General features: G+C 38.7%; 29 protein-coding genes. 27 read left to right on the plus strand and 2 right to left on the minus strand.

Features of this window, described 5'->3' with window-relative positions; genetic code table 11:
* Nucleotides 1-136 precede the first annotated feature (136 nt).
* The 7 genes from metG to FNL60_RS02850 all read left to right on the plus strand — a co-directional run bounded on the left by metG (nucleotide 137) and on the right by FNL60_RS02850 (nucleotide 6,399).
* Nucleotides 137-2,146, plus strand: a complete 2,010-nt coding sequence (gene metG, locus FNL60_RS02820) for a methionine--tRNA ligase (protein WP_002280355.1) — start codon at nucleotides 137-139, stop codon at nucleotides 2,144-2,146.
* 343 nt (nucleotides 2,147-2,489) lie between these two features.
* Nucleotides 2,490-2,696, plus strand: coding sequence for a hypothetical protein (locus tag FNL60_RS02825; RefSeq protein WP_002266605.1), 207 nt, complete (start codon nucleotides 2,490-2,492; stop codon nucleotides 2,694-2,696).
* A 213-nt stretch (nucleotides 2,697-2,909) separates the two neighbouring features.
* Nucleotides 2,910-3,383 carry an ASCH domain-containing protein gene (locus tag FNL60_RS02830; protein ID WP_002263615.1) on the plus strand — a complete coding sequence of 158 codons (474 nt, stop codon included), beginning with the start codon at nucleotides 2,910-2,912 and terminating at the stop codon, nucleotides 3,381-3,383.
* Nucleotides 3,384-3,420: 37 nt separating this feature from the next.
* Nucleotides 3,421-4,800, plus strand: a complete 1,380-nt coding sequence (gene glmU / locus FNL60_RS02835; RefSeq protein ID WP_002280354.1) for a bifunctional UDP-N-acetylglucosamine diphosphorylase/glucosamine-1-phosphate N-acetyltransferase GlmU — start codon at nucleotides 3,421-3,423, stop codon at nucleotides 4,798-4,800.
* Between the two features lie 9 nt (nucleotides 4,801-4,809).
* Nucleotides 4,810-5,361, plus strand: a complete 552-nt coding sequence (locus FNL60_RS02840) for an NUDIX hydrolase (RefSeq protein ID WP_002263613.1) — start codon at nucleotides 4,810-4,812, stop codon at nucleotides 5,359-5,361.
* 11 nt (nucleotides 5,362-5,372) lie between these two features.
* Nucleotides 5,373-5,696 carry a cell wall synthase accessory phosphoprotein MacP gene (gene macP / locus FNL60_RS02845; protein ID WP_002268408.1) on the plus strand — a complete coding sequence of 108 codons (324 nt, stop codon included), beginning with the start codon at nucleotides 5,373-5,375 and terminating at the stop codon, nucleotides 5,694-5,696.
* 10 nt (nucleotides 5,697-5,706) lie between these two features.
* Nucleotides 5,707-6,399 (plus strand): 5'-methylthioadenosine/adenosylhomocysteine nucleosidase, encoded by a 693-nt coding sequence (locus FNL60_RS02850; RefSeq protein ID WP_002265260.1) that lies wholly within the window; start codon nucleotides 5,707-5,709, stop codon nucleotides 6,397-6,399.
* A gap of 59 nt (nucleotides 6,400-6,458) precedes the next feature.
* Here the strand turns inward: FNL60_RS02850 and FNL60_RS02855 are convergent, their stop codons facing one another.
* Complete coding sequence (locus FNL60_RS02855) at nucleotides 6,459-7,235, minus strand: peptidylprolyl isomerase (RefSeq protein ID WP_002266607.1); 777 nt, start codon at nucleotides 7,233-7,235, stop codon at nucleotides 6,459-6,461.
* 96 nt (nucleotides 7,236-7,331) lie between these two features.
* Here FNL60_RS02855 and FNL60_RS02860 point away from each other — a divergent pair, with 96 nt between their 5' ends.
* Nucleotides 7,332-9,695, plus strand: coding sequence for a DNA translocase FtsK (locus FNL60_RS02860; RefSeq protein WP_002280353.1), 2,364 nt, complete (start codon nucleotides 7,332-7,334; stop codon nucleotides 9,693-9,695).
* Between the two features lie 121 nt (nucleotides 9,696-9,816).
* On the opposite strand, the gene FNL60_RS02865 is transcribed toward FNL60_RS02860, so the two are convergent.
* A complete protein-coding gene (locus tag FNL60_RS02865; RefSeq protein ID WP_002294053.1) occupies nucleotides 9,817-10,170 on the minus strand; it encodes a DUF3397 domain-containing protein in 354 nt (117 codons plus the stop codon).
* 187 nt (nucleotides 10,171-10,357) lie between these two features.
* Between FNL60_RS02865 and rplK the strand changes: the two genes are divergently transcribed.
* From rplK to secG, 19 genes are all read left to right on the plus strand, one after another.
* On the plus strand, nucleotides 10,358-10,783 hold the full coding sequence (gene rplK, locus FNL60_RS02870; protein WP_002263607.1) for a 50S ribosomal protein L11: 426 nt from the start codon (nucleotides 10,358-10,360) through the stop codon (nucleotides 10,781-10,783).
* Nucleotides 10,784-10,880: 97 nt separating this feature from the next.
* Entirely contained in the window at nucleotides 10,881-11,570 is a 690-nt protein-coding gene (gene rplA, locus FNL60_RS02875; protein ID WP_002263606.1) for a 50S ribosomal protein L1, read from the plus strand.
* A 173-nt stretch (nucleotides 11,571-11,743) separates the two neighbouring features.
* Nucleotides 11,744-12,481 (plus strand): UMP kinase, encoded by a 738-nt coding sequence (gene pyrH / locus FNL60_RS02880; RefSeq protein ID WP_002265266.1) that lies wholly within the window; start codon nucleotides 11,744-11,746, stop codon nucleotides 12,479-12,481.
* A gap of 349 nt (nucleotides 12,482-12,830) precedes the next feature.
* Entirely contained in the window at nucleotides 12,831-13,388 is a 558-nt protein-coding gene (frr, locus tag FNL60_RS02885) for a ribosome recycling factor (RefSeq protein WP_002262766.1), read from the plus strand.
* Between the two features lie 245 nt (nucleotides 13,389-13,633).
* The gene (locus FNL60_RS02890) at nucleotides 13,634-14,494 is read left to right on the plus strand and encodes a CvfB family protein (RefSeq protein ID WP_002266610.1); all 861 of its coding nucleotides are present in this window, start codon (nucleotides 13,634-13,636) and stop codon (nucleotides 14,492-14,494) included.
* A 68-nt stretch (nucleotides 14,495-14,562) separates the two neighbouring features.
* Nucleotides 14,563-15,072: a peptide-methionine (S)-S-oxide reductase MsrA gene (gene msrA / locus FNL60_RS02895; protein ID WP_002264952.1), complete on the plus strand. Its 510-nt coding sequence runs from the start codon at nucleotides 14,563-14,565 to the stop codon at nucleotides 15,070-15,072.
* Entirely contained in the window at nucleotides 15,069-15,284 is a 216-nt protein-coding gene (locus FNL60_RS02900; protein WP_002262769.1) for a YozE family protein, read from the plus strand. The genes msrA and FNL60_RS02900 overlap by 4 nt, the downstream gene beginning before the upstream one ends.
* Before the next feature lie 66 nt (nucleotides 15,285-15,350).
* The gene (locus tag FNL60_RS02905; RefSeq protein ID WP_002262770.1) at nucleotides 15,351-16,316 is read left to right on the plus strand and encodes a PhoH family protein; all 966 of its coding nucleotides are present in this window, start codon (nucleotides 15,351-15,353) and stop codon (nucleotides 16,314-16,316) included.
* A 403-nt stretch (nucleotides 16,317-16,719) separates the two neighbouring features.
* Nucleotides 16,720-17,214, plus strand: a complete 495-nt coding sequence (gene ybeY, locus FNL60_RS02910; RefSeq protein ID WP_002280319.1) for an rRNA maturation RNase YbeY — start codon at nucleotides 16,720-16,722, stop codon at nucleotides 17,212-17,214.
* Entirely contained in the window at nucleotides 17,198-17,605 is a 408-nt protein-coding gene (gene dagK, locus FNL60_RS02915; RefSeq protein WP_002280318.1) for a diacylglycerol kinase, read from the plus strand. Before ybeY ends, dagK begins: the two co-directional genes overlap by 17 nt.
* Before the next feature lie 20 nt (nucleotides 17,606-17,625).
* Nucleotides 17,626-18,525 carry a GTPase Era gene (gene era / locus FNL60_RS02920; protein ID WP_002280317.1) on the plus strand — a complete coding sequence of 300 codons (900 nt, stop codon included), beginning with the start codon at nucleotides 17,626-17,628 and terminating at the stop codon, nucleotides 18,523-18,525.
* 44 nt (nucleotides 18,526-18,569) lie between these two features.
* Nucleotides 18,570-19,040 (plus strand): NUDIX hydrolase, encoded by a 471-nt coding sequence (locus tag FNL60_RS02925; RefSeq protein ID WP_002266615.1) that lies wholly within the window; start codon nucleotides 18,570-18,572, stop codon nucleotides 19,038-19,040.
* Nucleotides 19,041-19,139: 99 nt separating this feature from the next.
* Entirely contained in the window at nucleotides 19,140-19,664 is a 525-nt protein-coding gene (locus FNL60_RS02930; RefSeq protein WP_002262775.1) for a DinB family protein, read from the plus strand.
* 50 nt (nucleotides 19,665-19,714) lie between these two features.
* Nucleotides 19,715-20,536, plus strand: a complete 822-nt coding sequence (gene mutM / locus FNL60_RS02935; RefSeq protein ID WP_002275513.1) for a DNA-formamidopyrimidine glycosylase — start codon at nucleotides 19,715-19,717, stop codon at nucleotides 20,534-20,536.
* Entirely contained in the window at nucleotides 20,533-21,129 is a 597-nt protein-coding gene (coaE, locus tag FNL60_RS02940) for a dephospho-CoA kinase (protein ID WP_002312006.1), read from the plus strand. Before mutM ends, coaE begins: the two co-directional genes overlap by 4 nt.
* Complete coding sequence (locus tag FNL60_RS10355; protein WP_002273678.1) at nucleotides 21,122-21,280, plus strand: hypothetical protein; 159 nt, start codon at nucleotides 21,122-21,124, stop codon at nucleotides 21,278-21,280. Before coaE ends, FNL60_RS10355 begins: the two co-directional genes overlap by 8 nt.
* Nucleotides 21,281-21,358: 78 nt before the next feature.
* On the plus strand, nucleotides 21,359-22,528 hold the full coding sequence (locus tag FNL60_RS02945; RefSeq protein WP_002262779.1) for a multidrug efflux MFS transporter: 1,170 nt from the start codon (nucleotides 21,359-21,361) through the stop codon (nucleotides 22,526-22,528).
* Nucleotides 22,528-22,674 carry a 50S ribosomal protein L33 gene (gene rpmG / locus FNL60_RS02950; RefSeq protein WP_002262780.1) on the plus strand — a complete coding sequence of 49 codons (147 nt, stop codon included), beginning with the start codon at nucleotides 22,528-22,530 and terminating at the stop codon, nucleotides 22,672-22,674. The genes FNL60_RS02945 and rpmG overlap by 1 nt, the downstream gene beginning before the upstream one ends.
* A 48-nt stretch (nucleotides 22,675-22,722) precedes the next feature.
* The gene (gene secG, locus FNL60_RS02955; protein WP_002264960.1) at nucleotides 22,723-22,959 is read left to right on the plus strand and encodes a preprotein translocase subunit SecG; all 237 of its coding nucleotides are present in this window, start codon (nucleotides 22,723-22,725) and stop codon (nucleotides 22,957-22,959) included.
* Nucleotides 22,960-23,196: the final 237 nt, after the last annotated feature.

Below are 23,196 nucleotides of genomic sequence, written 5' to 3' on the forward strand. Positions count from 1 at the left end.
GAAAAGCAAGGAGTTTCAGGTAACTTATCGTTTATTGAAACTTCAATAAAATAAAGCTTAAAGCAGCTTGTCTAGGGGAAAAACTCTTTAGGATTTCTTCATTCTGCCCGCTTTTTCCACGTTTTTGGTAATTAGTATGACTGAAAAACAACCATTTTACATTACGACACCGATTTATTACCCATCTGGGAAACTCCATATTGGCTCTGCCTATACAACCATTGCTTGTGATGTCTTGGCTCGCTATAAGCGTATGATGAATCATGACGTTTTTTATTTGACTGGACTTGATGAGCACGGTCAAAAGATTCAGCAAAAGTCTGAAGAAGCTGGTATCACACCGCAGGCGTATGTGGACGGTATGGCGGTTGGTGTTAAGGAATTGTGGAAGCTCCTTGACATCTCTTATGATAAGTTTATCCGCACGACAGATGATTACCATGAAAAAGTTGTGGCTGATGTTTTTGAAAAATTGCTAGCGCAGGGAGATATTTACTTGGGTGAATACTCAGGTTGGTATTCTGTTTCTGACGAGGAATTTTTCACTGAAAGCCAATTAGAGGAAATCTTCCGTGATGAAGACGGTAAAGTTATCGGTGGGATTGCACCATCAGGTCACGAAGTGGAATGGGTTTCAGAAGAATCCTATTTCCTCCGTCTCAGTAACTATGCTGATCGTCTAGTAGATTTTTTCCATGCTCATCCTGATTTTATCCAGCCAGATGGTCGTATGAATGAAATCATCAAGAACTTTATTGAGCCCGGTTTAGAAGATTTAGCAGTTTCGCGTACCTCATTTACTTGGGGCGTTAAAGTACCTTCAAATCCTAAGCACGTGGTTTACGTATGGATTGATGCCCTTCTCAACTATGCAACAGCTCTTGGTTACGGTCAAGATGCCCATGCCAACTTTGATAAATTCTGGAATGGTACAGTCTTCCACATGGTTGGCAAAGACATTCTGCGCTTCCACTCTATTTATTGGCCAATCCTGCTCATGATGCTTGATTTAAAGATGCCAGAACGTCTGATTGCTCATGGTTGGTTTGTCATGAAAGATGGTAAGATGTCCAAGTCTAAAGGAAATGTCGTTTACCCAGAAATGTTGGTTGAACGCTACGGACTTGATCCGCTTCGCTATTATCTCATGCGTAGTCTTCCAGTCGGTTCTGATGGCACTTTTACGCCAGAAGATTATGTTGGTCGTATCAACTATGAACTTGCCAATGACCTTGGTAATCTCCTCAACCGTACCGTTGCCATGATTAACAAGTATTTTGGTGGTGAGATTCCTGCTTATGTGGAAAATGTGACGGACTTCGATGCTGATTTGGCAGCAGTAGTTGCTGATAATTTGGCACAATACCATAAACAAATGAATGCTGTGGATTATCCACGCGCCCTTGAAACGGTTTGGAACATCATTTCGCGTACCAACAAGTACATTGACGAAACTACTCCTTGGGTATTGGCTAAGGATAAAGCTAAACGTGATGATTTAGCAGCGGTTATGGCACATTTGGCAGCCAGCCTGCGCGTGGTAGCTCACCTCATTCAGCCATTTATGATGACCACATCAAATGCCATCATGGAACAGCTTGGTTTGGCCGGTCAATTTGATTTAGAAGGCCTTGAACTTGCAGGACTTCCGACAGGTATCAAAGTGATTGCCAAAGGCACGCCAATCTTCCCGCGTCTTGATATGGATGAAGAAATTGCTTACATCAAAGAACAAATGGGTGACAACTCTGCGATTGCCCAAGAGGAAGAAAAAGAATGGAACCCAACAACAGTTGAGCTCAAAAACGAGAAGAAGGCTATTAAATTTGACGATTTTGACAAGTTGGAAATCCGTGTGGCTGAGGTCAAGGAAGTGTCTAAAGTGAAGGGTTCTGACAAGCTTCTTAAGTTCCGCTTGGACGCAGGGGATGGCGAAGATCGCCAAATTCTGTCTGGCATCGCCAAATATTATCCAAATGAGCTAGACTTGGTTGGTAAAAAACTCCAAATTGTTGCCAACCTTAAACCACGTAAGATGATGGGCTTGGTCAGTCAAGGTATGATTCTTTCAGCTGAACATGCTGATGGGAAACTTACCGTATTGACAGTAGATTCTTCAGTACCGAATGGTAGTCGGATTGGGTAATGTGGTGTCTCTCTTGTTTTTGTAATAATAGCAGATGCTATTATTCGGAAGTTTAATAGATATTAAAAATAAAAAGGTTTCAAAAATCTTTTTTTGAGCCTAAGGTTTCAAATCTTCCAAGTGGTAGAAATAGGTCTTGCTTCGAAGTTATGATTAGGATAACAAGCGGGAAAAAAGGAAGCGCAGAAAATCATCTGTGAAATTAGAGAAATCAATTTTAAAGAAAAGGAAAGCTTGGGGATACTTTTGCCTTATGGCTCCTCATCTTGTTTTTTGAAATTGATGTTCTTATCCCTATTTTGATTCATTTTTATCATCATAAATTGTTACAGAGCCTTGCCTTATGGATGCTTTGAATCATTTAGTGATGACTAACCTGCTGACCAATTTGTTGTTTTTAATTGTGGGTTTAGGCTATGGTGTTACCTTTGTTTTGATGAAAGAAATTTTGGCTGGTCTGTCGTTCGGCCACAACGGCGCTTCTCTTTATGAATGGCAGTTGGTTGCTTCTAATCTTTACAGGAGTGATAGTTTACGAAGAAGTCTTTGAACAGTCATTTTCATGTTTGCGTGGTTAAAGAATCTCTACAGTCTACTGTTATCTGTTTGCCTTACCCTGAATAATTAGTTATTATATCGTATGGTTCAAAAATGTTTCCCGAGGAAGCAGAAACGAAGAGGTCAAAAAATAAACCAGAAGATACAGTCTGTCAAGCGGATAGTAACAAGAAGTCAGACAGAAAATTGATGATAGGAGATAAAAATGACCCCACAAGAACTATGGAATCAATACAAACGAGTCAACCCAAACATTGGTGATAGTATCGATGCCTGGCAATTTGGAGCAGAACCTGATCAACTGGCACAATTAGTCCTAAAAGGAGTTAAGACAGCGACTGCCTCTGCTTATGATCTGTATAAAGTTGACAATGAGCCGCTTCCGCAAAAAGACAGTTATGATGTGATTCTAGATAGTCAAAATCAAGCGATTTGTATTATTCAAATTATCAAGGTTTCTGTTGTACCTTTCAAAGAAGTTTCTGATGAACATGCTTTTAAGGAAGGAGAGGGCGATCGCTCCTTGACTTGGTGGCAGGATAGTCATCGAAAAATTTTTACCCAATGGTTTAAAGATGCTGCTTTAACATTCAAAGAAGATAGTCTGATTGTGCTTGAAGAGTTTCGCTGTGTCTATCCTCATTTAACAAATAAATCGAAAAATGCTATAATGGATTGAACATTTTGTTGTCCATTATTTTTATGAAGGAATTTTTATGACTAACTATGCTATTATCCTTGCTGCTGGTAAGGGTACTCGAATGAAATCGGATTTACCAAAAGTTTTGCACCAAGTGGCAGGACTTACTATGTTGGAACATGTTAAACGTGCTGTTGATACCATGAATCCAGCAAAAACAGTGACCGTTGTCGGTCATAAAGCAGAACTTGTTCAAAAGGTTCTAGAAGACCAATCAGAATTTGTCCTCCAATCGGAGCAATTGGGAACGGGGCATGCCGTTATGATGGCTGAGTCATCTTTGGCTGAGCTTGAAGGACAAACGCTTGTCATTGCTGGTGACACGCCTTTGATTAGAGGAGAAAGCCTGAAAAACTTGCTGCATTATCATAAAAGCCATAAAAATGTAGCGACAATCTTAACTGCTGAAGCAGATGATCCTTTCGGTTATGGTCGTATTATTCGCAATCAAAATGCCGAAGTAATCAAGATTGTTGAACAAAAGGATGCTTCTGATTATGAACAACAAGTCAAAGAAATTAACACGGGAACGTATGTTTTCGACAATAAGCGCCTTTTTGAAGCCTTAAAAGAAATCAATACCAATAATGCTCAGGGTGAATATTATTTGACAGATGTTATCAGTATTTTTAAAGAGGCAGATGAGAAGGTTGGTGCTTATAAACTAGCTGATTTTGACGAGAGTCTGGGAGTTAATGATCGTGTTGCTTTAGCAAAAGCAGAAAAAGTTATGCGTCGTCGCATTAATCATGCGCATACGGTCAACGGTGTGACTTTGACAAACCCAGCTAGTACCTATATTGACAGTGATGTTATCATTGCGCCAGATGTAGTTATTGAGGCTAATGTGACTCTTAAAGGTCAGACCAAAATTGAAACAGGAGCTGTTTTGACTAATGGTACCTATATTGTTGATTCAGTTATTGGTGAAAATACTGTAATTACCCATTCAATGATTGAAGCTTCTCGGATTGAAAAAAATGTTACAGTTGGGCCTTATGCACACTTACGACCAAATTCAGTCTTAGAAGAAGCGGTCCATGTGGGGAATTTTGTGGAAGTTAAGGCTTCGACACTTGGTAAAGAGACCAAAGCAGGGCATCTGACCTATATTGGCAATGCTGAGGTTGGTCATGATGTTAATTTTGGTGCTGGTACCATTACAGTCAATTATGATGGACAAAATAAATATAAGACAATTATAGGCAACCATGTTTTTGTTGGCAGCAATTCTACCATCATTGCTCCTTTAACTATTGGTGATAATGCTTTGACAGCAGCAGGTTCAACGATTCATAAAGATGTCCCAGTTGATAGTATTGCTATCGGTCGCGGCCGTCAAGTCAATAAAGAAGGCTATGCCAAGAAAAAACCGCATCATCCCAATAATAAATAGGAGGCTGTTATGGATTTTGAAGAAAAGACCATTAAGCGCCAACCGATTTTTAATGGACAGATTTTTAAGGTTGCTGTTGATAATGTTCAGTTACCCAATCAGTTGGGGACTGCCAAACGTGAATTGATTTTTCATCGTGGAGCTGTGGCAGTATTGGCTGTGACACCTGAGAATAAATTGGTAATCGTCAAGCAATATCGCAAAGCAATAGAAAAAATATCTTATGAAATTCCAGCAGGCAAATTGGAAATTGGTGAGAATGGAACAGAAAAAGAAGCAGCTCTGCGTGAATTAGAAGAAGAAACTGCTTATACAGGCGACCTCAAATTGATTTACGAATTTTATACAGCCATTGGTTTTTGTAATGAAAAAATTAAGCTTTATTTGGCTACTAATTTAGAAAAGGTTGACAATCCTCGTCCACAAGATGATGACGAGGTCATTGAACTTTTTGAATTAACTTATGATGAATGTATGGAATTGGTCAGATCAGGAGATATTGAAGATGCAAAAACGTTAATTGCTCTTCAATACTTTGCTCTGCATTTTAAGGATAAATAAGGAGAAATGTTATGGGAAAGCCCCTGTTAACAGATGAAATGATTGCTCGAGCCAATCGTGGCGATAAGTCCTATGATAAGGGTCATTTTGACTCAGAAGAGACCATTGTCATTTCAACAGATAATCAGATACCTCAATCAAGTTATGATAAAACGCGTGATTTGAATGAAAACTATGACGATTATGATTATGAAGACTATGATGAAGAACCTATTATCAAAAGTCGCCGCATTGAAAATGCGAAACGTGGTAAATTTCAGTCTAAATTAAATTGGATTTTAATAGGAGTCGTTCTTCTTTTAGCCTTTTTAGCTTATGCAATCTTTAAACTATAAAGGAAGAAAAATGAAAATTGGAATTATTGCAGCTATGGAGGAAGAATTGAAACTCCTCTTAGCGGAATTAAATCATAAAAGAGAAGAAATCTGTTTAGAACGACCTTACTACAGCGGTAAACTAGGTAAACATCAGGTCGTTCTGGTGCAAAGCGGTGTTGGCAAAGTCATGTCTGCTATGAGTGTGGCTGTTTTAGTAGATCATTTTAAAGTTGATGCTTTGATTAATACAGGTTCAGCAGGAGCTTTAGCGCCAGATTTGGCTATTGGTGATGTTGTAGTGGCAGATAGACTCGCTTATCATGATGTAGATTTAACTGCCTTTGGTTATGAATTTGGACGTATGTCAGGGCAGCCTCTTTTCTTTAAATCAGATCAAACCTTTGTGAGCGCTTTTGAAGAGGTGTTGGCTAAGCACCATATTCATAGTAAAATCGGTCTCATTACAACCAGTGATTCCTTTATGGCTGGTAAGGAAAAAACGATTTTTGTTAAGGAACATTTTCCAGAAGTGCAGGCAGTTGAGATGGAAGGCGCAGCGATTGCTCAAGCAGCTTATGCAGCCAAACGCCCTTTTGTCGTTATTCGATCAATCAGTGATACAGCAGCTCATGATGCCAATATTACTTTTGAAGAATTTGTTGTTAAGGCTGGAAAACAATCGGCTCAAGTCCTCTTAAAATTTTTGGAAATCTTAGACTAATGACAACAAACTTTATAAAAAAACGAAATTGACATCACAATCAACTTCGTTTTTTAATTTTATTTTTTCTTATCAAACTTATAATCTTTGATAATTTTAATAGCTTTTATGGTAACTTTTTCTTGTGGTTTACCACTTTGATTTGTTTTAATAGCGGCAATTTTATCAACAATTTTCATGCCTTTTATCACTTGTCCAAAGACTGTGTAATTGCCATCAAGTTTTGGTGTTCCGCCATCTTTATAGCCATTAATGATTTTTTGCGGATAGCGCGTGGTTGTTAATTGCTTGGATTGATTATCTTTGTTTTGAACAATGAAAAATTGACTGGCATTAGTATTGGGGCCAGCATTAGCCATAGATAAGGCGCCTCTGAGATGATAAAGGTATTTTGACGTTTCATTGGCAAATCCCTTACCAGAATCTTTAGACCTGTCTTTGCCCTTCCAAATGGATTCACCACCACTGCCATCACCTTTAGGATCGCCGCCTTGAATCACAAAATCTGAGATAATACGATGGAAAGTCAAATTATTATAGTAGCCATTCTTAGCATGGGTTAAGAAATTTTCAACTGCTAAAGGTGCATATTTAGGGAAAAGTTTAACAGTGATATCTCCTTTTGAAGTAGCAATAGTAACCTCAGCTTCATTTTTAGCAACTTTCTTAGATAATTGAGGAAAGTCTGCCTTGTTTAACTGTTTTAACTTATTTTTGGCTTTTTGTTTAGCAATATGATGATTAACATATTTATCTCCTTTAATAGCACGATCTATATTTTCACAGCCTACCAGCAAGACAAAAGATACTAAAACCAAACTTAAAATTCTTTTCATAATTACTCCTTGGTTATAAAAGATAAATTTATTTTATCATAAAATGATGATAGTATCTGCTTTTCTCAAATAATATAAAAATGGTATAATGATAACATGGCTAAAACAAAGAATAAAAGAAAAGGACGGAAAACACGCCGTCCAACAAAGGCGGAATTAGAGAAACAAAGAGCCATAAAGCGCATGGTATTTGCTTTGTTTATGGCTTTTGTCCTCTTTTTTGCAATTTTTAAACTAGGACGAGTAGGCGTCACTGTTTATAATATCATTCGCTTGATGGTGGGAAGTCTGGCTTACCCTTTCATTTTTGCTGCTCTGATTTATCTTTTTGCTACCAAATGGTTGAAAAAACATGATGGCTTGGTTGGTGGTTTTGTCATCACTATGCTTGGGATGCTTTTAGAATGGCAAGCCTATCTTTTCTCCTTAGCAACGATGAAAGATCAAAGTGTCATCAAAGGCACTTTGGTGATTGTTTTTAGTGATCTCAGTAAATTTCGTGTTGCTAATTTTGCTGGCGGTGGTTTTTTAGGAGCCCTCCTCTATATGCCGGTTGCCTTTCTTTTTTCAAATATTGGTTCTTTTTTAATCGGTGGACTTTTCCTTCTTTTAGGCCTTTTTCTAATGAGTCCTTGGGATGTTTATGATGTCATGAATTTCTTCAAGGACAGTTACGCTAAATGGCAGGTTAAACGGCAGGAAAATCGTGAAAAACGCTTTGCGCAAAAAGAAGAGGCGCGCCTTTTGGCACAGCAGGCTGTCCAAGAAGCACAGGAGTCAGCAATGTTTGATCATGGGCTCAATGCAGCTATTGATTTAGAAACAGGCGAGGTTTTAGATCAGGCACAGACCATTGATTTAGATGATTTTGATGGACAAGTCCATAAAGAACCAGAAATTATTGGTTATCAGCCGGATCCTGAGGGAGAAGCATTAGAAGCAGAAGTTCCAGCTGCTGAACAAACCAGTCAGTTACCAAAAGAAGAGGATATGTCAGATGAATCCTTAGAGGTTGATTTTACACCTAAGACAACTCTTCATTATAAATTGCCGGGTATCGATCTGTTTGCTAAGGACAAACCCAAAAATCAAAGTAAAGAGAAGAGATTGGTTCGTGATAATATCAAGATTTTAGAAGAAACTTTTACTAGTTTTGGAATTAAGGCCAATGTTGAACGAGCTGAAATCGGTCCATCTGTTACCAAATATGAGGTTAAACCGGCAGTTGGTGTGCGGGTCAATCGTATTTCTAATCTAGCAGATGATTTAGCGTTAGCTTTGGCTGCTCAAGATGTTCGTATTGAAGCACCTATTCCTGGGAAATCTCTTGTGGGAATTGAAGTTCCAAATTCTGAAGTAGCTACGGTGACTTTCCGTGAACTTTGGGAACAGGCTAAAACGTCGCCTGATAAATTGCTTGAAGTTCCTTTAGGTAAAGCTGTTAATGGCTCGGTTCGTTCTTTTGACCTAGCTAAGATGCCTCATATTTTGGTGGCGGGTTCGACGGGTTCAGGAAAGTCTGTGGCGGTTAATGGTATTATTGCCAGTATTTTGATGAAGGCACGACCAGATCAGGTCAAATTCATGATGATTGATCCCAAGATGGTTGAACTGTCTGTTTATAATGATATTCCCCACCTGCTAATTCCTGTTGTGACTAATCCACGCAAGGCTAGCAAAGCCTTGCAAAAAGTTGTTGACGAGATGGAAAATCGCTATGAACTCTTTAGCCATTTTGGCGTTAGAAACATTGTCGGTTACAATGCTAAGGTAGAAGAATTCAATCGTCATTCAGAAACCAAGCATATACCTTTGCCGCTTTTGGTTGTTATTGTTGATGAATTGGCTGATTTGATGATGGTAGCTAGCAAAGAAGTTGAAGATGCCATTATCCGTTTAGGACAAAAGGCTCGTGCGGCAGGAATCCACATGATTCTCGCAACACAGAGACCATCTGTTGATGTTATCTCTGGTTTGATCAAAGCCAATGTACCAAGCCGAATCGCCTTTGCGGTTTCTTCTGGAACAGATAGTCGAACCATCCTTGATGAAAATGGAGCTGAAAAGCTTCTAGGGCGAGGAGATATGCTCTTTAAACCAATTGATGAAAACCATCCTGTTCGTTTGCAAGGTTCCTTTATTTCAGATGATGACGTTGAACGTATTGTGTCCTTTATCAAGGAACAAGCAGAAGCTGATTATGATGAAAGTTTTGATCCTGGTGAAGTTTCTGAAGATGATAATTCTAATGGTAATGGTGGAAATTCTAAAGGAGATCCTCTCTTTGAAGATGCCAAAGCTTTGGTTCTGGAAACACAAAAAGCTAGTGCTTCTATGTTGCAACGTCGACTTTCAGTTGGTTTTAACCGTGCAACGCGTTTAATGGAAGAATTAGAAGAAGCAGGTGTTATTGGACCTGCTGAGGGAACAAAGCCTCGAAAAGTTTTGCAAAGCAATTAAGCAAAACAAATGGTTTTAATTGTAGCAAAAATTGTTGAACGATCAACTTATCAACTTTTAGAATAAAAGAAAAACAGATAAGCATTTTAGTACTTATCTGCTTTTTAATATGAAGTGATAATCAGCTGGCAAGAAAGGCAGCAATGACAGTCGCCAAATAAAAGAAGAAAGTCAAAATGAAGCCTGACCTCCAAAAGAATTTAAAGAACCGTCTGAAAGAAAAGGTCTTTCTTTTTCTGATCTGACGGATAGCCAAGATTAGAGAAAGAATGGACATGGCCAGCAAATAATGCGGCAGAAAGCTGTGAGTATAAAACTTTGCTGATACTAAGACAATTTCTACTGCAAAAAGCGGCAAAGCAATGTCTGCTAGATTAATACCAAAGCGTCTCAAATGAAAAGTTGAAACGATAATATAAGAAAAGATTAACGTTAAAAAAATGAAGGCTATTGCCATTAATTTATACATAGTCATAATCTTATTTTATAACGATTTTATAAGAATGTAAACGCCTAAACAAAAATAAAAATAGAATAAATCAAGGAAAATCCTTGTTTTTTATAAAGAATAATGTATAATAAATAAGTATGCTGCAATGGTATATTTGTGGGAGGTAAAAATCTGTTAATTACCGAAAGAACCACAATAGGAGGATTTTATAATGGCTAAAAAAGTCGAAAATATCGTAAAACTTCAAATTCCTGCTGGTAAAGCAACACCAGCGCCACCAGTTGGACCAGCACTTGGTCAAGCAGGAATTAACATCATGGGATTCACAAAAGAATTCAATGCTCGTACAGCTGATCAAGCTGGTATGATTATCCCAGTTGTTATCTCAGTTTATGAAGATAAATCATTTGATTTCGTCACAAAAACACCGCCAGCTGCTGTTCTTTTGAAAAAAGCTGCAGGTGTTGACAAGGGTTCTGGTGAACCAAACAAAACTAAAGTTGCTTCAGTAACGCGTGCACAAGTACAAGAAATCGCTGAAACAAAAATGCCAGATTTGAACGCTGCAAACCTTGAGTCTGCAATGCGTATGATCGAAGGTACTGCTCGTTCTATGGGATTCACTGTTACTGACTAAGAGTAACCTGTCCTATTTACCCGCAATACTTGATCATATGTGACGAGTGACGTGGGAGATGAAAATCGATATGACCACATTACAAGGAGAAGATAAAATGGCTAAAAAAAGCAAACAATTACGTGCTGCTCTTGAAAAAATCGACAGTACAAAAGCGTACAGTGTAGAAGAAGCTGTAGCACTTGCAAAAGAAACTAATTTCGCAAAATTTGATGCAACTGTAGAAGTTGCTTACAACCTTAACATTGATGTTAAAAAAGCTGACCAACAAATCCGTGGTGCCATGGTATTGCCAAATGGTACTGGTAAAACGCAACGTGTTCTTGTTTTTGCCCGCGGCGCTAAAGCTGAAGAAGCTAAAGAAGCTGGCGCAGACTTCGTTGGTGAAGATGATCTTGTTCAAAAAATTAACGGCGGTTGGCTAGATTTTGATGTTGTTATTGCAACACCTGATATGATGGCAATCGTTGGTCGCCTTGGACGTGTTCTTGGTCCGCGTAACCTCATGCCAAATCCTAAAACGGGAACAGTAACTATGGATGTTGCCAAGGCAGTCGAAGAATCTAAAGGCGGTAAAATCACTTACCGTGCCGACAAAGCTGGTAATGTACAGGCTATCATCGGTAAAGTATCATTTGATGCAGATAAACTAGTTGAAAACTTCAAAGCTTTCAATGACGTTATTGCTAAAGCAAAACCTGCTACTGCAAAAGGTACTTACATAACAAACCTTGTACTGACAACTACTCAAGGTCCTGGTATCAAGGTTGATGCAAATTCATTTTAAATAAATAGTAGTGAAAAAGAACGGCATTTAGCTGTTCTTTTATTTTAGGTATAAAAAAATTATTTTTAACTTGAGTCGTTATGAACTAATACATTTTTTTAAAAAGAAAAAGAGACTATAAATTTTAATGGAAGTATGATAAAATATTAGGGATAAAGTAAGGAGTATAGATAATGGTAAAACCTAAATATAGTCGTGTATTGATTAAGCTCTCTGGTGAGGCTTTAGCTGGCGAAAAAGGAGTTGGTATTGACATTCCAACTGTTCAAACTATTGCTCAGGAGATCAAGGAAGTTCATGACTCAGGCATTGAAATTGCTCTTGTTATCGGTGGCGGCAATCTTTGGAGAGGCGAGCCTGCTTCTAAGGCAGGTATGGATCGTGTTCAGGCTGATTATACTGGGATGCTGGGAACAGTTATGAATGCTCTTGTTATGGCAGACGCTCTCCAGCATGCAGGAGTAGACACGCGTGTTCAGACAGCAATTGCTATGCAGCAAGTTGCAGAGCCATATATTCGCGGACGGGCACTGCGTCACCTTCAAAAGGGTCGTATTGTTATCTTTGCTGCAGGTGTTGGTTCCCCTTACTTCTCAACCGATACAACATCTGCTCTTCGCGCAGCGGAAATTGAAGCAGATGCTATTTTGATGGCCAAAAATGGCGTTGACGGCGTTTATAACGATGATCCTCGTAAAAATGCCGATGCTATCAAATTTAATGAGTTGACCCATATGGAAGTTCTCAAACGCGGACTGAAGATTATGGATTCAACGGCCAGCTCACTGTCAATGGACAATGACATTGACTTAGTTGTTTTCAATCTGAATGAATCAGGAAACATTAGACGTGTTATTTTAGGCGAACAAATTGGGACAACTGTAACCAGCAGAATTTCTGATTCAGAATAATTGAACACAGGCTAAAAGCGTCGAGAAAAAGATAGACTGCCTTGTGCGCCAGCGCACAGCGTTAGTCTCCTATTTTCTTCTCGCTTTCTTAAAGCTCTTAGTATCTTAATAATTGAACACGGCTACGACATTGTGCAAAAAGATAGCTTCTGCTAGAGTCCTGAGACTCTTCATTGAACCTCTATTTTGCTTTGTGTCGCTTACACCTTAGTATCTTAATAATTGAACACGGCTACGACACTGTGCAAAAAGATAGCTTCTCCTAGAGTTCTGAGACTCTTCGTTGAACATCCTATTTTGCTTTGTGTCGCTTACGCCTTAGTATCTTAATATAAGGAGAATATTAAAAATGGCAAATGCTATTGTAGAAAAAGCAAAAGAAAGATTTGAACAATCACACCAGTCCCTCGCGCGTGAATTCGGCAGTATTCGTGCTGGCCGTGCCAATGCAAGTCTTTTAGACCGGATTGAAGTAGAATATTATGGCGTACCAACTCCTCTCAATCAACTAGCTTCAATCACTGTTCCAGAAGCACGCGTTCTTTTGGTTTCACCATTTGATAAATCATCATTAAAAGATATTGAACATGCTATCAATGCTTCTGATATTGGGATTAATCCGGCTAATGACGGTTCTGTTATTCGTTTGGTTATTCCAGCCTTGACTGAAGAAACACGCAAAGAGCTGGCTAAGGAAGTAAAAAAAGTTGGTGAAAATGCGAAGGTTGCTATCCGTAATATTCGTCGTGATGCCATGGATGAAGCTAAAAAGCAGGAAAAGATTAAAGAAATCACAGAAGATGAATTGAAATCTCTTGAGAAAGATATTCAAAAAGTTACAGATGAAGCTGTTAAGCATATTGATAGCATGACGGCAAATAAAGAAAAGGAACTTCTTGAAGTTTAAGATTTAAGCTTAGAAGTTTTTGCCAGTCGCATTAGGATAAGATATTTATAGATAGATCTTGTCGTCTCATTAAAATAAAGGGCAGAAGAGAAGGGTGTGGCAGATCCACTCCCTTTTTGTAAATGTAAAGGAAAGGAATTAAACAGGGGTTAAAAATTGAAAAATGATTTGAAACAAGAAAGTCATATCTCGTTTTGCAGACATGCAAATCATCTCTTTTTCATTTTTAAAACTTGAATCTTATTATGAATTCATTGCTTGCAACAGTCATCACTGGGATGGTGACAGATGAAAATGCTAATTCCTATTTTATCCAGAAGGATGGTCTAACCTTTGCTTTGGATAAAAAAGAAGGTCAGCACAAGATTGGTGATATGATCAAGGGCTTTGTCTATACAGACATGCATCAAAAAGCACGCTTGACAACTGCTAATATAGAAACAACACGTACCACATATGGTTGGGGTACAGTAGCTGGGGTGCGACGGGATCTGGGTGTTTTTCTTGATGTTGGCTTGCCAGATAAGCAGTTTGTTGTTTCTTTGGATGTTTTGCCAGAATTAAAAGAATTGTGGCCTAAAAAAGGGGATAAACTTTATGTTCATCTAGAAATTGATAAGAAAGATCGTATTTGGGCTATTCCAGCTGAACCAGACGTTTTTCAAAAATTAGCTGGACCAGCCTATGATAATATGCAAAATCAGACTTGGCCTGCTATTGTTTACCGTCTTAAGTTGACAGGAACTTTTGTTTATCTACCAGAAAATAATATGCTGGGCTTCATTCATCCAAGTGAACGCTATGCCGAACCACGTTTGGGACAAGTTGTTGATGCGCGTGTTATTGGTTTTCGTAAAGTAGATCGGACACTCAATTTATCCTTAAAACCGCGTTCCTTTGAAATGCTGGAAAATGATGCACAGATGATTTTGACCTATTTAGAAAACAATGGTGGGTTTATGACACTCAATGATAAGTCAACCCCTGCTGATATCAAAGCAACTTTTGGGATTTCTAAAGGTCAATTTAAAAAAGCCTTGGGAGGCTTAATGAAAGCTAGGAAAGTGAAACAAGATATTAACGGAACAGAATTGATTGACAACTAAGAAAAAATCTCAGATTTTCTGGGATTTTTTGGTACAATAAAACTATTATTTCTGATGTGAGGTATCTTATGGAACGTGCGATTTTTGCAGGGGGCTGTTTTTGGTGTATGGTACAGCCTTTTGAAGAACAAGATGGTATTTTGTCTGTCCGATCAGGCTATACAGGAGGACATGTGGTTAATCCGACTTATGAACAAGTTTGCTCAAAAATGACTGGACATACGGAAGCTGTCGAAATTATCTTTGATGAAAGCAAAATTTCTTATGCAGACCTTGTTGAAATCTATTGGCGGCAGACCGATCCAACCGATGCTTTTGGACAATTTGAAGATCGTGGGGATAACTATCGTCCTGTTATCTTTTATTTTGATGAGCAACAGCGGAAAATAGCGGAGCAGTCCAAGGCTAATTTGCAGGCTTCAGGTCATTTTAACAGACCGATCGTGACTACGATTGAAGCAGCGCAGCCATTTTACGAAGCAGAAAATGACCATCAGGCTTTCTATCGGAAAAATCCTGAACGCTATGCGAGAAGCTCTGCTATTCGCCATCACTTTTTAAAGGAGAACTGGTCATGAGAAAATCATTTTATACTTGGCTAATGACACAAAGGCACCCTAAGAGTCACGATCCTGTAGCTATTTTGGCGGATTTGGTCTTTGAAGATACGACTTTTCCGAAACACACGGATAGTTTTGAAAGGGTCAGTCGCTATTTAGAAGATGAAGCTAGTTTTTCTTTTAATCTTAGCGAATTTGACAGGATTTGGGAAGATTATTTGGCACATTAAAGTCACGCGTTTAGCGTGATTTTTTGGTATAATGAAAAGCATACAAAGGTGAAAAAGGAGTAAAATTTGCAAGAGTATTCTGTTGAAGTGGCCTTGGTTCATCCAGATGATATGGTCAATTTATTTGGTTCTAATGAGCGGCATTTAAAATTAATTGAGGAGAATCTTGGTGTTGTCATTCATGCCAGGACAGAGCGCGTCCAGATTTTAGGTGAGACTGAGGAAGCCATTGAATTAGCTCGCCTGACCATCAAAGCGTTGTTAGTTCTGGTCGGACGGGGAATGATTGTCAATACTTCTGATGTTGTGACAGCACTTTCGATGGCGCAAAATGGCAATATTGATAAATTTGTGGCACTTTACGAAGAAGAAATTATCAAGGATTCTTATGGTAAACCCATTCGCGTTAAAACGCTAGGTCAAAAGGTCTATGTTGATAGCGTCAAAAGCCATGATATCGTTTTTGGTATTGGTCCTGCAGGAACGGGGAAAACATTTTTAGCAGTTACCCTAGCTATCACTGCCCTTAAACGTGGACAAGTCAAACGCATTATTCTAACACGTCCTGCAGTGGAGGCGGGTGAAAGTCTTGGTTTCTTACCAGGAGATCTTAAGGAAAAAGTTGATCCCTATCTGCGTCCTGTTTATGATGCTCTCTATCAGATTCTGGGGAAAGAGCAAACCAGTCGTCTCATGGAGCGTGAGATTATTGAAATTGCACCTTTGGCTTATATGCGCGGTCGAACTTTGGACGATGCTTTTGTCATTCTGGATGAAGCGCAGAATACTACCATCATGCAGATGAAGATGTTTTTGACTCGTCTTGGCTTTAATTCCAAGATGATTGTCAATGGTGATATTAGTCAGATTGATTTGCCTAAAAATGTCAAATCAGGCTTGGTTGATGCTTCAGAAAAACTAAAGGATATTAAACAGATCGATTTCGTCTATCTTTCTGCTAAAGACGTTGTCCGACATCCAGTGGTTGCTGAAATCATCAATGCTTATGAGGAGTCAACTGATGTCCGTTAGAAATCAAACGGATACATCGAATATATTCTTTGCTATCGGGGCAAAATTGTCAGTGGTATCTATGATAGTCGTTTTCTTATCAACTCTGTATCAGAAGTAGTGGATGAAATAAGCAGCCTTGTTATTTCCCTATGAAAGAGCTAAAGAGATGATTTTAGTGGAGGAGCTGGGAGAATAAAGATTTACTGACAGATCCAGTAATCGCTATGTACGACTAACTATCAACGCTAGAATTGAGAAAGAAAAATAAAGTGACTTCGAATGATGTTAAAGACAGGGAACGTTTCCTTGTCTTTTTATAATATCGCTGATATGAGAAGTGTTGGTTGTAACTTCTCTTTTCTTTAGAAAGCAACTGCTTTTATGGTATAATTAAGTTATTAATAGTCGAAAGAAGATGACCATGTATATTGAAATGATTGATGAGACGAATCAGGTTTCTGAGGAAATAAAAAACCAAACTTTGGATATTTTGGAATTCGCAGCACAAAAAACAGGGAAAGAAGACAAAGAAATGGCGGTTACTTTTGTGACCAATGAGCGCAGCCATGAACTGAATCTCAAGTATCGTGATACTAATCGTCCTACTGATGTTATCAGTCTAGAATACAAACCAGAAAGCTCCCTTTCTTTTGATGAGGAAGAGTTGGCCGACGATCCAGATTTAGCCGAGGTATTAACTGAATTTGATGCTTATATTGGTGAATTATTTATTTCTGTCGATAAAGCTCGCGAGCAGGCGCAAGAATATGGTCACTCATTTGAGCGTGAGATGGGTTTTTTGGCAGTACATGGCTTTTTACATATCAATGGTTATGACCACTACACTCCCCAAGAAGAAAAAGAGATGTTTAGCTTACAGGAAGAGATATTAGATGCCTATGGACTTAAGAGATAATAAGCAAAGCCAAAAGAAATGGAAAAATAGAACTTTAACTTCCAGCCTTGAATTCGCTTTAACGGGGATTTTTACGGCTTTTAAAGAAGAGCGTAATATGAAAAAACATGCAGTGTCAGCTCTTTTAGCTATTATTGCTGGTTTGGTTTTTAAAGTATCAGTCATTGAGTGGCTTTTTCTTTTATTAAGTATTTTTTTGGTTATTACCTTTGAAATTGTCAATTCGGCTATTGAAAATGTGGTTGATTTGGCCAGTGACTATCATTTTTCCATGTTGGCTAAAAATGCTAAGGATATGGCTGCAGGAGCTGTTCTTGTCATTTCAGGTTTTGCTGCTTTGACGGGGTTGATTATTTTTGTACCAAAAATTTGGTTTCTGCTTTTTCATTAAAAATAGATAGAGGAGACATCATGTCATTTAAATCAGGATTTGTAGCTATTTTAGGTCGTCCCAATGTTGGGAAATCGACCTTTTTAAATCATGTCATGGGGCAAAAAATTGCTATCATGTCTGATAAGGCACAAACAACCCGTAATAAAATTATGGGAATTTATACCACAGATAAAGAGCAAATTGTTTTTATTGATACGCCTGGTATTCATAAACCGAAAACTGCCTTAGGTGATTTTATGGTTGAGTCTGCCTATTCAACCCTGCGTGAAGTGGACACAGTTCTTTTTATGGTACCTGCTGATGAAAAGCGGGGTAAAGGCGACAATATGATTATAGAGCGTCTTAAAGCGGCCAAGGTACCTGTTATTTTGGTTATCAATAAGATTGATAAGGTTCATCCGGATCAATTACTCGAACAGATTGATGATTTTAGAAATCAAATGGATTTTCAAGAAATTATCCCCATTTCTGCCTTGCAAGGCAATAATGTCAGTCATCTGGTAGATCTTTTGGTAGATCATCTAGAAGAAGGTTTTCAATATTTTCCAGCTGATCAAATCACGGATCATCCAGAGCGCTTTTTGGTATCTGAAATGATTCGGGAAAAAGTTTTGTTGCTGACGCGTGAAGAAATTCCTCATTCGGTAGCTGTGGTTATTGACTCAATGGCGCGTGATGAGGAAACGCATAAGATACATATTCGTGCGACCATTATGGTGGAGCGTGACAGTCAAAAGGGCATTATCATCGGTAAAAGGGGTGCTATGCTTAAAAAGATAGGCCAAATGGCTCGTCGTGACATCGAACTCATGCTAGGTGACAAAGTCTACCTCGAAACATGGGTCAAGGTCAAGAAAAACTGGCGCGATAAGAAACTAGACTTAGCCGATTTTGGGTATAATAAGAAGGAGTATTGAGATCAAGCTAATGTCTTTCCAGATAAATTGAAGGAATTTTAATTATGGACTATATTTCCTACATCCGCTCAAAAGTCGGTCATGACAAGGTTATCTTGACTTTTGCTGGCGGGATTTTAGCAGACAAAGACGGGCGTGTGCTTTTGCAACTGCGCGGAGATAAGAAGACTTGGGCTATTCCGGGCGGTGCAATGGAGCTGGGCGAATCTACGCTTGACACAGCTAAACGGGAATTTTTTGAAGAAACAGGTATCAAGGTGGAGGCTGTGCGCTTTCTTAATGTTTATAGCCATTTTGAGGAAGTCTATCCTAATGGTGATGAGGTGCAGACTATTGTCATGATTTATGAGTTTAAGGCGCTAAATGACTTTGATATTTCTGATTTTCACAATGAAGAAACCTTGCGCCTGCGTTTCTTTTCTGAGGAAGAAATAGCGGAGCTGGAATCGGTTAGTGACAAGCATCGCCTGATGTTGGCTGAGTATTTTGATGACAGCTTTGCATTGGGACATTAAAGCAAGAGTGAAAAACGAGGTCACGCCATTTCGAATCTTATTTTGAGTGTGCTGGTACCAATATAAATGAATAACGAAATGCTATAAGGAGGTCTTAAAATGGACTATTTAGATATGTTAATTGATAGTCTCAATCGGGTTAGAGAACGTTTTTGGCGTATGTTTAAAGGAGTGACAGTAGAGCAAGCTAATTGTTTCCCAGTTGCTGATACTGCACCGCAGATAAAATCACTGACTTGGCTAGCATGGCATACAGCGCGTGAATTGGATTTGCAGATTTCAGCTTTGGCAGGGCAGGAGTCCATCTGGGACAGTCAAGGTTTTAAAGAGTATTTTCCTTTTGAAGTGGCAGAAACAGAAGACGGTTGGGATCACAGCTTAGAGCAAGCTCAAAAAATTAAGGTCGATCACTTAGATGATGTTTTAGATTATCTCAATGATGCTACAGATTTTGCCATTCTTTACCTGAAATCACTTAATCCAGAATGTCTAGATGATATTGTAGATGATTCTTGGACACCAGCTGTGACGCGTGGTGTACGCTTGGTTTCCATCATTGATGATGCTGCTATGCACTCAGGACAAGCTATTTATGCTCGTCGTTTGCTTGGTTTAAAGGATTAGTTTTTTGAAAAATAGCAGAGCGGTAAGGACGTTTAGAAAAGGGAGCAATCATGCCAGAATTACCAGAGGTTGAAACAGTCAGGCGTGGCTTAGAGCATTTGATTGTTGGCAAAAAAATTGTATCGGTAGAGGTTCGTGTGCCCAAAATGGTCAAAACGGGTGTAGAAGATTTTCAGCTGGACATTTTAGGACAAACCTTTGAAAGTATTGGCCGTCGTGGCAAATATCTTCTTTTAAATCTCAACAGGCAGACCATTATTTCTCATCTGCGCATGGAAGGAAAGTATTTGCTTTTTGAAGATGAGGTACCGGACAATAAGCATTTTCATCTTTTCTTTGGTCTGGATGGTGGGTCAACCTTGGTCTATCAGGATGTCCGCAAATTTGGTACTTTTGAATTATTGCCTAAAAGTCAGGTTGAAGCTTATTTTGTTCAGAAAAAAATTGGTCCTGAGCCAAATGCCAAAGATTTTAAACTCAAGCCTTTTGAAGAAGGACTGGCCAAATCACACAAGGTCATCAAAACACTACTTTTGGATCAGCATTTAGTGGCTGGACTTGGCAATATTTATGTGGACGAAGTGCTCTGGGCAGCAAAAGTCGATCCAGAACGGCTAGCCAGTCAACTGAAAACATCAGAAATCAAACGGATTCATGATGAAACCATCCGTATTCTGCAACTGGCTATTGAAAAGGGAGGCTCGACTATTCGTAGCTATAAGAATAGCTTGGGTGAAGATGGCAGTATGCAGGATTGCTTACAAGTTTATGGAAAGACAGATCAGCCTTGTGCTCGCTGTGCCACGCCTATTGAGAAAATTAAAGTAGGAGGGAGAGGGACGCATTTTTGCCCGTCCTGCCAAAAACAATGACAAAAATTATTGGGATTACAGGCGGTATCGCTTCTGGTAAGTCAACGATTACAAATTATCTCAGGCAAAAGGGTTATCAAGTTATTGATGCTGACCAAGTCGTGCATGATTTACAGGCTAATGGTGGTAGGCTTTATCAGGCCTTGGTCAACTGGCTGGGCACAGCTATTCTCAATGAAGCAGGCGAACTCAATCGTCCGAAATTGTCCCAATTCATTTTTTCCAGTCCAGACAATTTAGCCAAATCTTCTCAGCTACAAAATGCTATTATCAGACAGGAGTTGGAGACTAGACGAGACCAGCTAGCTAAAACAGAGGCAATTTTCTTTATGGATATTCCGCTTTTGATTGAGCAGAACTATAGGGACTGGTTTGATGAGATCTGGTTAATAGCGGTAAGCCCAGAGACACAAATTAAGCGGTTGAAGCAGCGAAATGGTTATTCGCAAGAAGAAGCGCAGCAGCGCCTTGCCAGCCAAATGCCCTTGCAGTCCAAAAAAGTTTATGCCGATCAAATAATTGATAATAATAAAACAGTTGAAAATACTAAAATGCAAGTGGACAGTCAACTGAGGAGGTTGCAAAATGAATGACATTTACTTTGATGACAACCGTCATAACTGGAATGACCGCGCTCGTCTGCATGAGGAAGCAGGTTATGGTATTGAAGACATTTTAAAAGTTACTTATGCCATTTTTTATTTTGTCTCGTTAAACAGAAGATTAAAACATCAGGTTTCTTAAATTATGTTATAATGACATGTGGTATTTTAGAAGGAAGATGATCGTATTATAACAACAGTTAATTGGAAGAAAAACCTTTTGATAGCTTGGTTCGGTAGCTTTTTTACTGGAGCAAGCTTTTCACTTGTCATGCCTTTTATGGCTTTATTTGTTGAGGAATTAGGCGTAAAAGGTGACTTGGTCAAGCTTTATGCAGGCCTTGCAGTGTCAATTTCAGCCTTAGCTTCTGCTCTTTTTGCACCTGTTTGGGGACGTTTGGCAGACCGTTATGGACGCAAGCCCATGATGATTCGAGCTAGTCTTGTCATGACTTTTACCATGGGCGGTCTAGCTTTTGTGACGGATGTCTATGGGCTGCTTTTTTTACGTTTGCTTAATGGGATGTTTGCGGGTTATGTGCCAAATGCCAATGCACTTATTGCTTCTCAGGCTCCTAAAAATGAATCAGGTTCTGCTCTTGGAACTTTGGCTACTGGTGTTATTGCTGGCAGTCTAATTGGTCCTCTTATGGGCGGTATGCTTGCTGAATTTTTAGGTATTCGCAATGTCTTTCTCTTGGTTGGCACTTTGCTTTTATTGGTAATGCTGCTGACAACTTTTTTTATTCAGGAAGATTTCCGACCTGTATCTAAGAAAGATATCTTATCTACTAAAGAACTCTTTGCTCAAATTAAAGATCGGCAAATACTATTGGGGCTTTTTGTTACCAGTATGATTATTCAAATTTCAGCTCAGTCTGTTGCCCCTATTCTGGCACTTTATATTAGATATCTAGGGCAAAGGGACAATCTGATGTTAATTGCGGGCTTAATTGTGTCTGCTATGGGCTTTTCCAGCATTATTTCCAGTTCAAGATTTGGGAAATTAGGTGATAAAATTGGCAATCACCGTATGTTATTAGCAGGTCTTTTTTATTGTGGTATTATTTATTTGATTCTTGCTCAGTCAAAAACACCTCTGCAATTAGGAATTTGGCGCTTTCTTTTTGGTTTTGGTACTGGAGCCCTCATGCCAAGTGTTAATGCTCTATTAACAAAACTAACACCTAAGGAAGGTATCTCTAGAATCTTTAGCTACAATCAGATGTTTACCAACTTTGGTCAGGTATTGGGTCCTTTTGTAGGATCGACTGTAGCAGCAGGCTGGGGTTATCGCTGGGTCTTTTATGCTACAGGAGCAATTGTTCTTTTCAATTTTATATGGAGTCTTGTTAATTTTAGAAAATATTTGAAAGTTAGGGAAATTTAGTGCGTATCAAGATTAATCTGCAATGTTCACATTGTGGCAGTAAAAATTATTTGACTAGTAAAAATAAGAAAAATCATCCAGAAAAAATTCAGGTTCCTAAATATTGTCCTAAGGAAAGAAAGGTGACCTTGCATATTGAATCCTAAGCTGAAATATGTTAAAATGACTAAGATTATAGTGGAGGAAGTAAGGACATGTACAACTTTTTAGTAACAGCATTGCTAGTGTTATCCTTTATCTTGGTAATTGCTATTTTTATGCAGCCTCAAAAGAATCCTAGCAGCAATGTTTTTGATAATAGTGGATCAGAAGCTTTATTTGAGCGTACAAAGGCTCGAGGTTTTGAAGCTTTTATGCAGCGTTTTACAGCCATTTTAGTCTTCTTTTGGCTTGCGATTGCCTTAGCAATTGTTGTTTTATCAAGTAAATAAAAAGGGGTTGGGAAAGTAGTCTCAACTCCTAAGTTTTTGTTAGAGTTATTTAGTTTATCTTTTATGACCTTGTTAGCTCGTTTTGCCATATTTTAAATACTGACTAGTACTAAAGGCAATTGAAAAACTATAATGGAAAAAGACTGGATACAGATGTTTGAGTAATTTGAAGTAGGCTGTTCCGATTATGCTTGTTTTTTAGTCCACTGAACATTAAAGCGAACAAATTTGCAGAAG

The sequence above is a fragment of the Streptococcus mutans genome (assembly GCF_006739205.1).
Taxonomy (GTDB): Bacteria; Bacillota; Bacilli; order Lactobacillales; family Streptococcaceae; genus Streptococcus; species Streptococcus mutans.

Bases quoted from the DNA above. Each gene is read 5' to 3' on its own strand.
- metG (WP_002280355.1), top strand. From the start codon at position 137: ATGACTGAAAAACAACCATTTTACATTACGACACCGATTTATTACCCA.
- FNL60_RS02825 (WP_002266605.1), top strand. From the start codon at position 2,490: ATGGATGCTTTGAATCATTTAGTGATGACTAACCTGCTGACCAATTTG.
- FNL60_RS02830 (WP_002263615.1), top strand. From the start codon at position 2,910: ATGACCCCACAAGAACTATGGAATCAATACAAACGAGTCAACCCAAAC.
- glmU (WP_002280354.1), top strand. From the start codon at position 3,421: ATGACTAACTATGCTATTATCCTTGCTGCTGGTAAGGGTACTCGAATG.
- FNL60_RS02840 (WP_002263613.1), top strand. From the start codon at position 4,810: ATGGATTTTGAAGAAAAGACCATTAAGCGCCAACCGATTTTTAATGGA.
- macP (WP_002268408.1), top strand. From the start codon at position 5,373: ATGGGAAAGCCCCTGTTAACAGATGAAATGATTGCTCGAGCCAATCGT.
- FNL60_RS02850 (WP_002265260.1), top strand. From the start codon at position 5,707: ATGAAAATTGGAATTATTGCAGCTATGGAGGAAGAATTGAAACTCCTC.
- FNL60_RS02855 (WP_002266607.1), bottom strand. From the start codon at position 7,235: ATGAAAAGAATTTTAAGTTTGGTTTTAGTATCTTTTGTCTTGCTGGTA.
- FNL60_RS02860 (WP_002280353.1), top strand. From the start codon at position 7,332: ATGGCTAAAACAAAGAATAAAAGAAAAGGACGGAAAACACGCCGTCCA.
- FNL60_RS02865 (WP_002294053.1), bottom strand. From the start codon at position 10,170: ATGACTATGTATAAATTAATGGCAATAGCCTTCATTTTTTTAACGTTA.
- rplK (WP_002263607.1), top strand. From the start codon at position 10,358: ATGGCTAAAAAAGTCGAAAATATCGTAAAACTTCAAATTCCTGCTGGT.
- rplA (WP_002263606.1), top strand. From the start codon at position 10,881: ATGGCTAAAAAAAGCAAACAATTACGTGCTGCTCTTGAAAAAATCGAC.
- pyrH (WP_002265266.1), top strand. From the start codon at position 11,744: ATGGTAAAACCTAAATATAGTCGTGTATTGATTAAGCTCTCTGGTGAG.
- frr (WP_002262766.1), top strand. From the start codon at position 12,831: ATGGCAAATGCTATTGTAGAAAAAGCAAAAGAAAGATTTGAACAATCA.
- FNL60_RS02890 (WP_002266610.1), top strand. From the start codon at position 13,634: ATGAATTCATTGCTTGCAACAGTCATCACTGGGATGGTGACAGATGAA.
- msrA (WP_002264952.1), top strand. From the start codon at position 14,563: ATGGAACGTGCGATTTTTGCAGGGGGCTGTTTTTGGTGTATGGTACAG.
- FNL60_RS02900 (WP_002262769.1), top strand. From the start codon at position 15,069: ATGAGAAAATCATTTTATACTTGGCTAATGACACAAAGGCACCCTAAG.
- ybeY (WP_002280319.1), top strand. From the start codon at position 16,720: ATGTATATTGAAATGATTGATGAGACGAATCAGGTTTCTGAGGAAATA.
- dagK (WP_002280318.1), top strand. From the start codon at position 17,198: ATGGACTTAAGAGATAATAAGCAAAGCCAAAAGAAATGGAAAAATAGA.
- era (WP_002280317.1), top strand. From the start codon at position 17,626: ATGTCATTTAAATCAGGATTTGTAGCTATTTTAGGTCGTCCCAATGTT.
- FNL60_RS02925 (WP_002266615.1), top strand. From the start codon at position 18,570: ATGGACTATATTTCCTACATCCGCTCAAAAGTCGGTCATGACAAGGTT.
- FNL60_RS02930 (WP_002262775.1), top strand. From the start codon at position 19,140: ATGGACTATTTAGATATGTTAATTGATAGTCTCAATCGGGTTAGAGAA.
- mutM (WP_002275513.1), top strand. From the start codon at position 19,715: ATGCCAGAATTACCAGAGGTTGAAACAGTCAGGCGTGGCTTAGAGCAT.
- coaE (WP_002312006.1), top strand. From the start codon at position 20,533: ATGACAAAAATTATTGGGATTACAGGCGGTATCGCTTCTGGTAAGTCA.
- FNL60_RS10355 (WP_002273678.1), top strand. From the start codon at position 21,122: ATGAATGACATTTACTTTGATGACAACCGTCATAACTGGAATGACCGC.
- secG (WP_002264960.1), top strand. From the start codon at position 22,723: ATGTACAACTTTTTAGTAACAGCATTGCTAGTGTTATCCTTTATCTTG.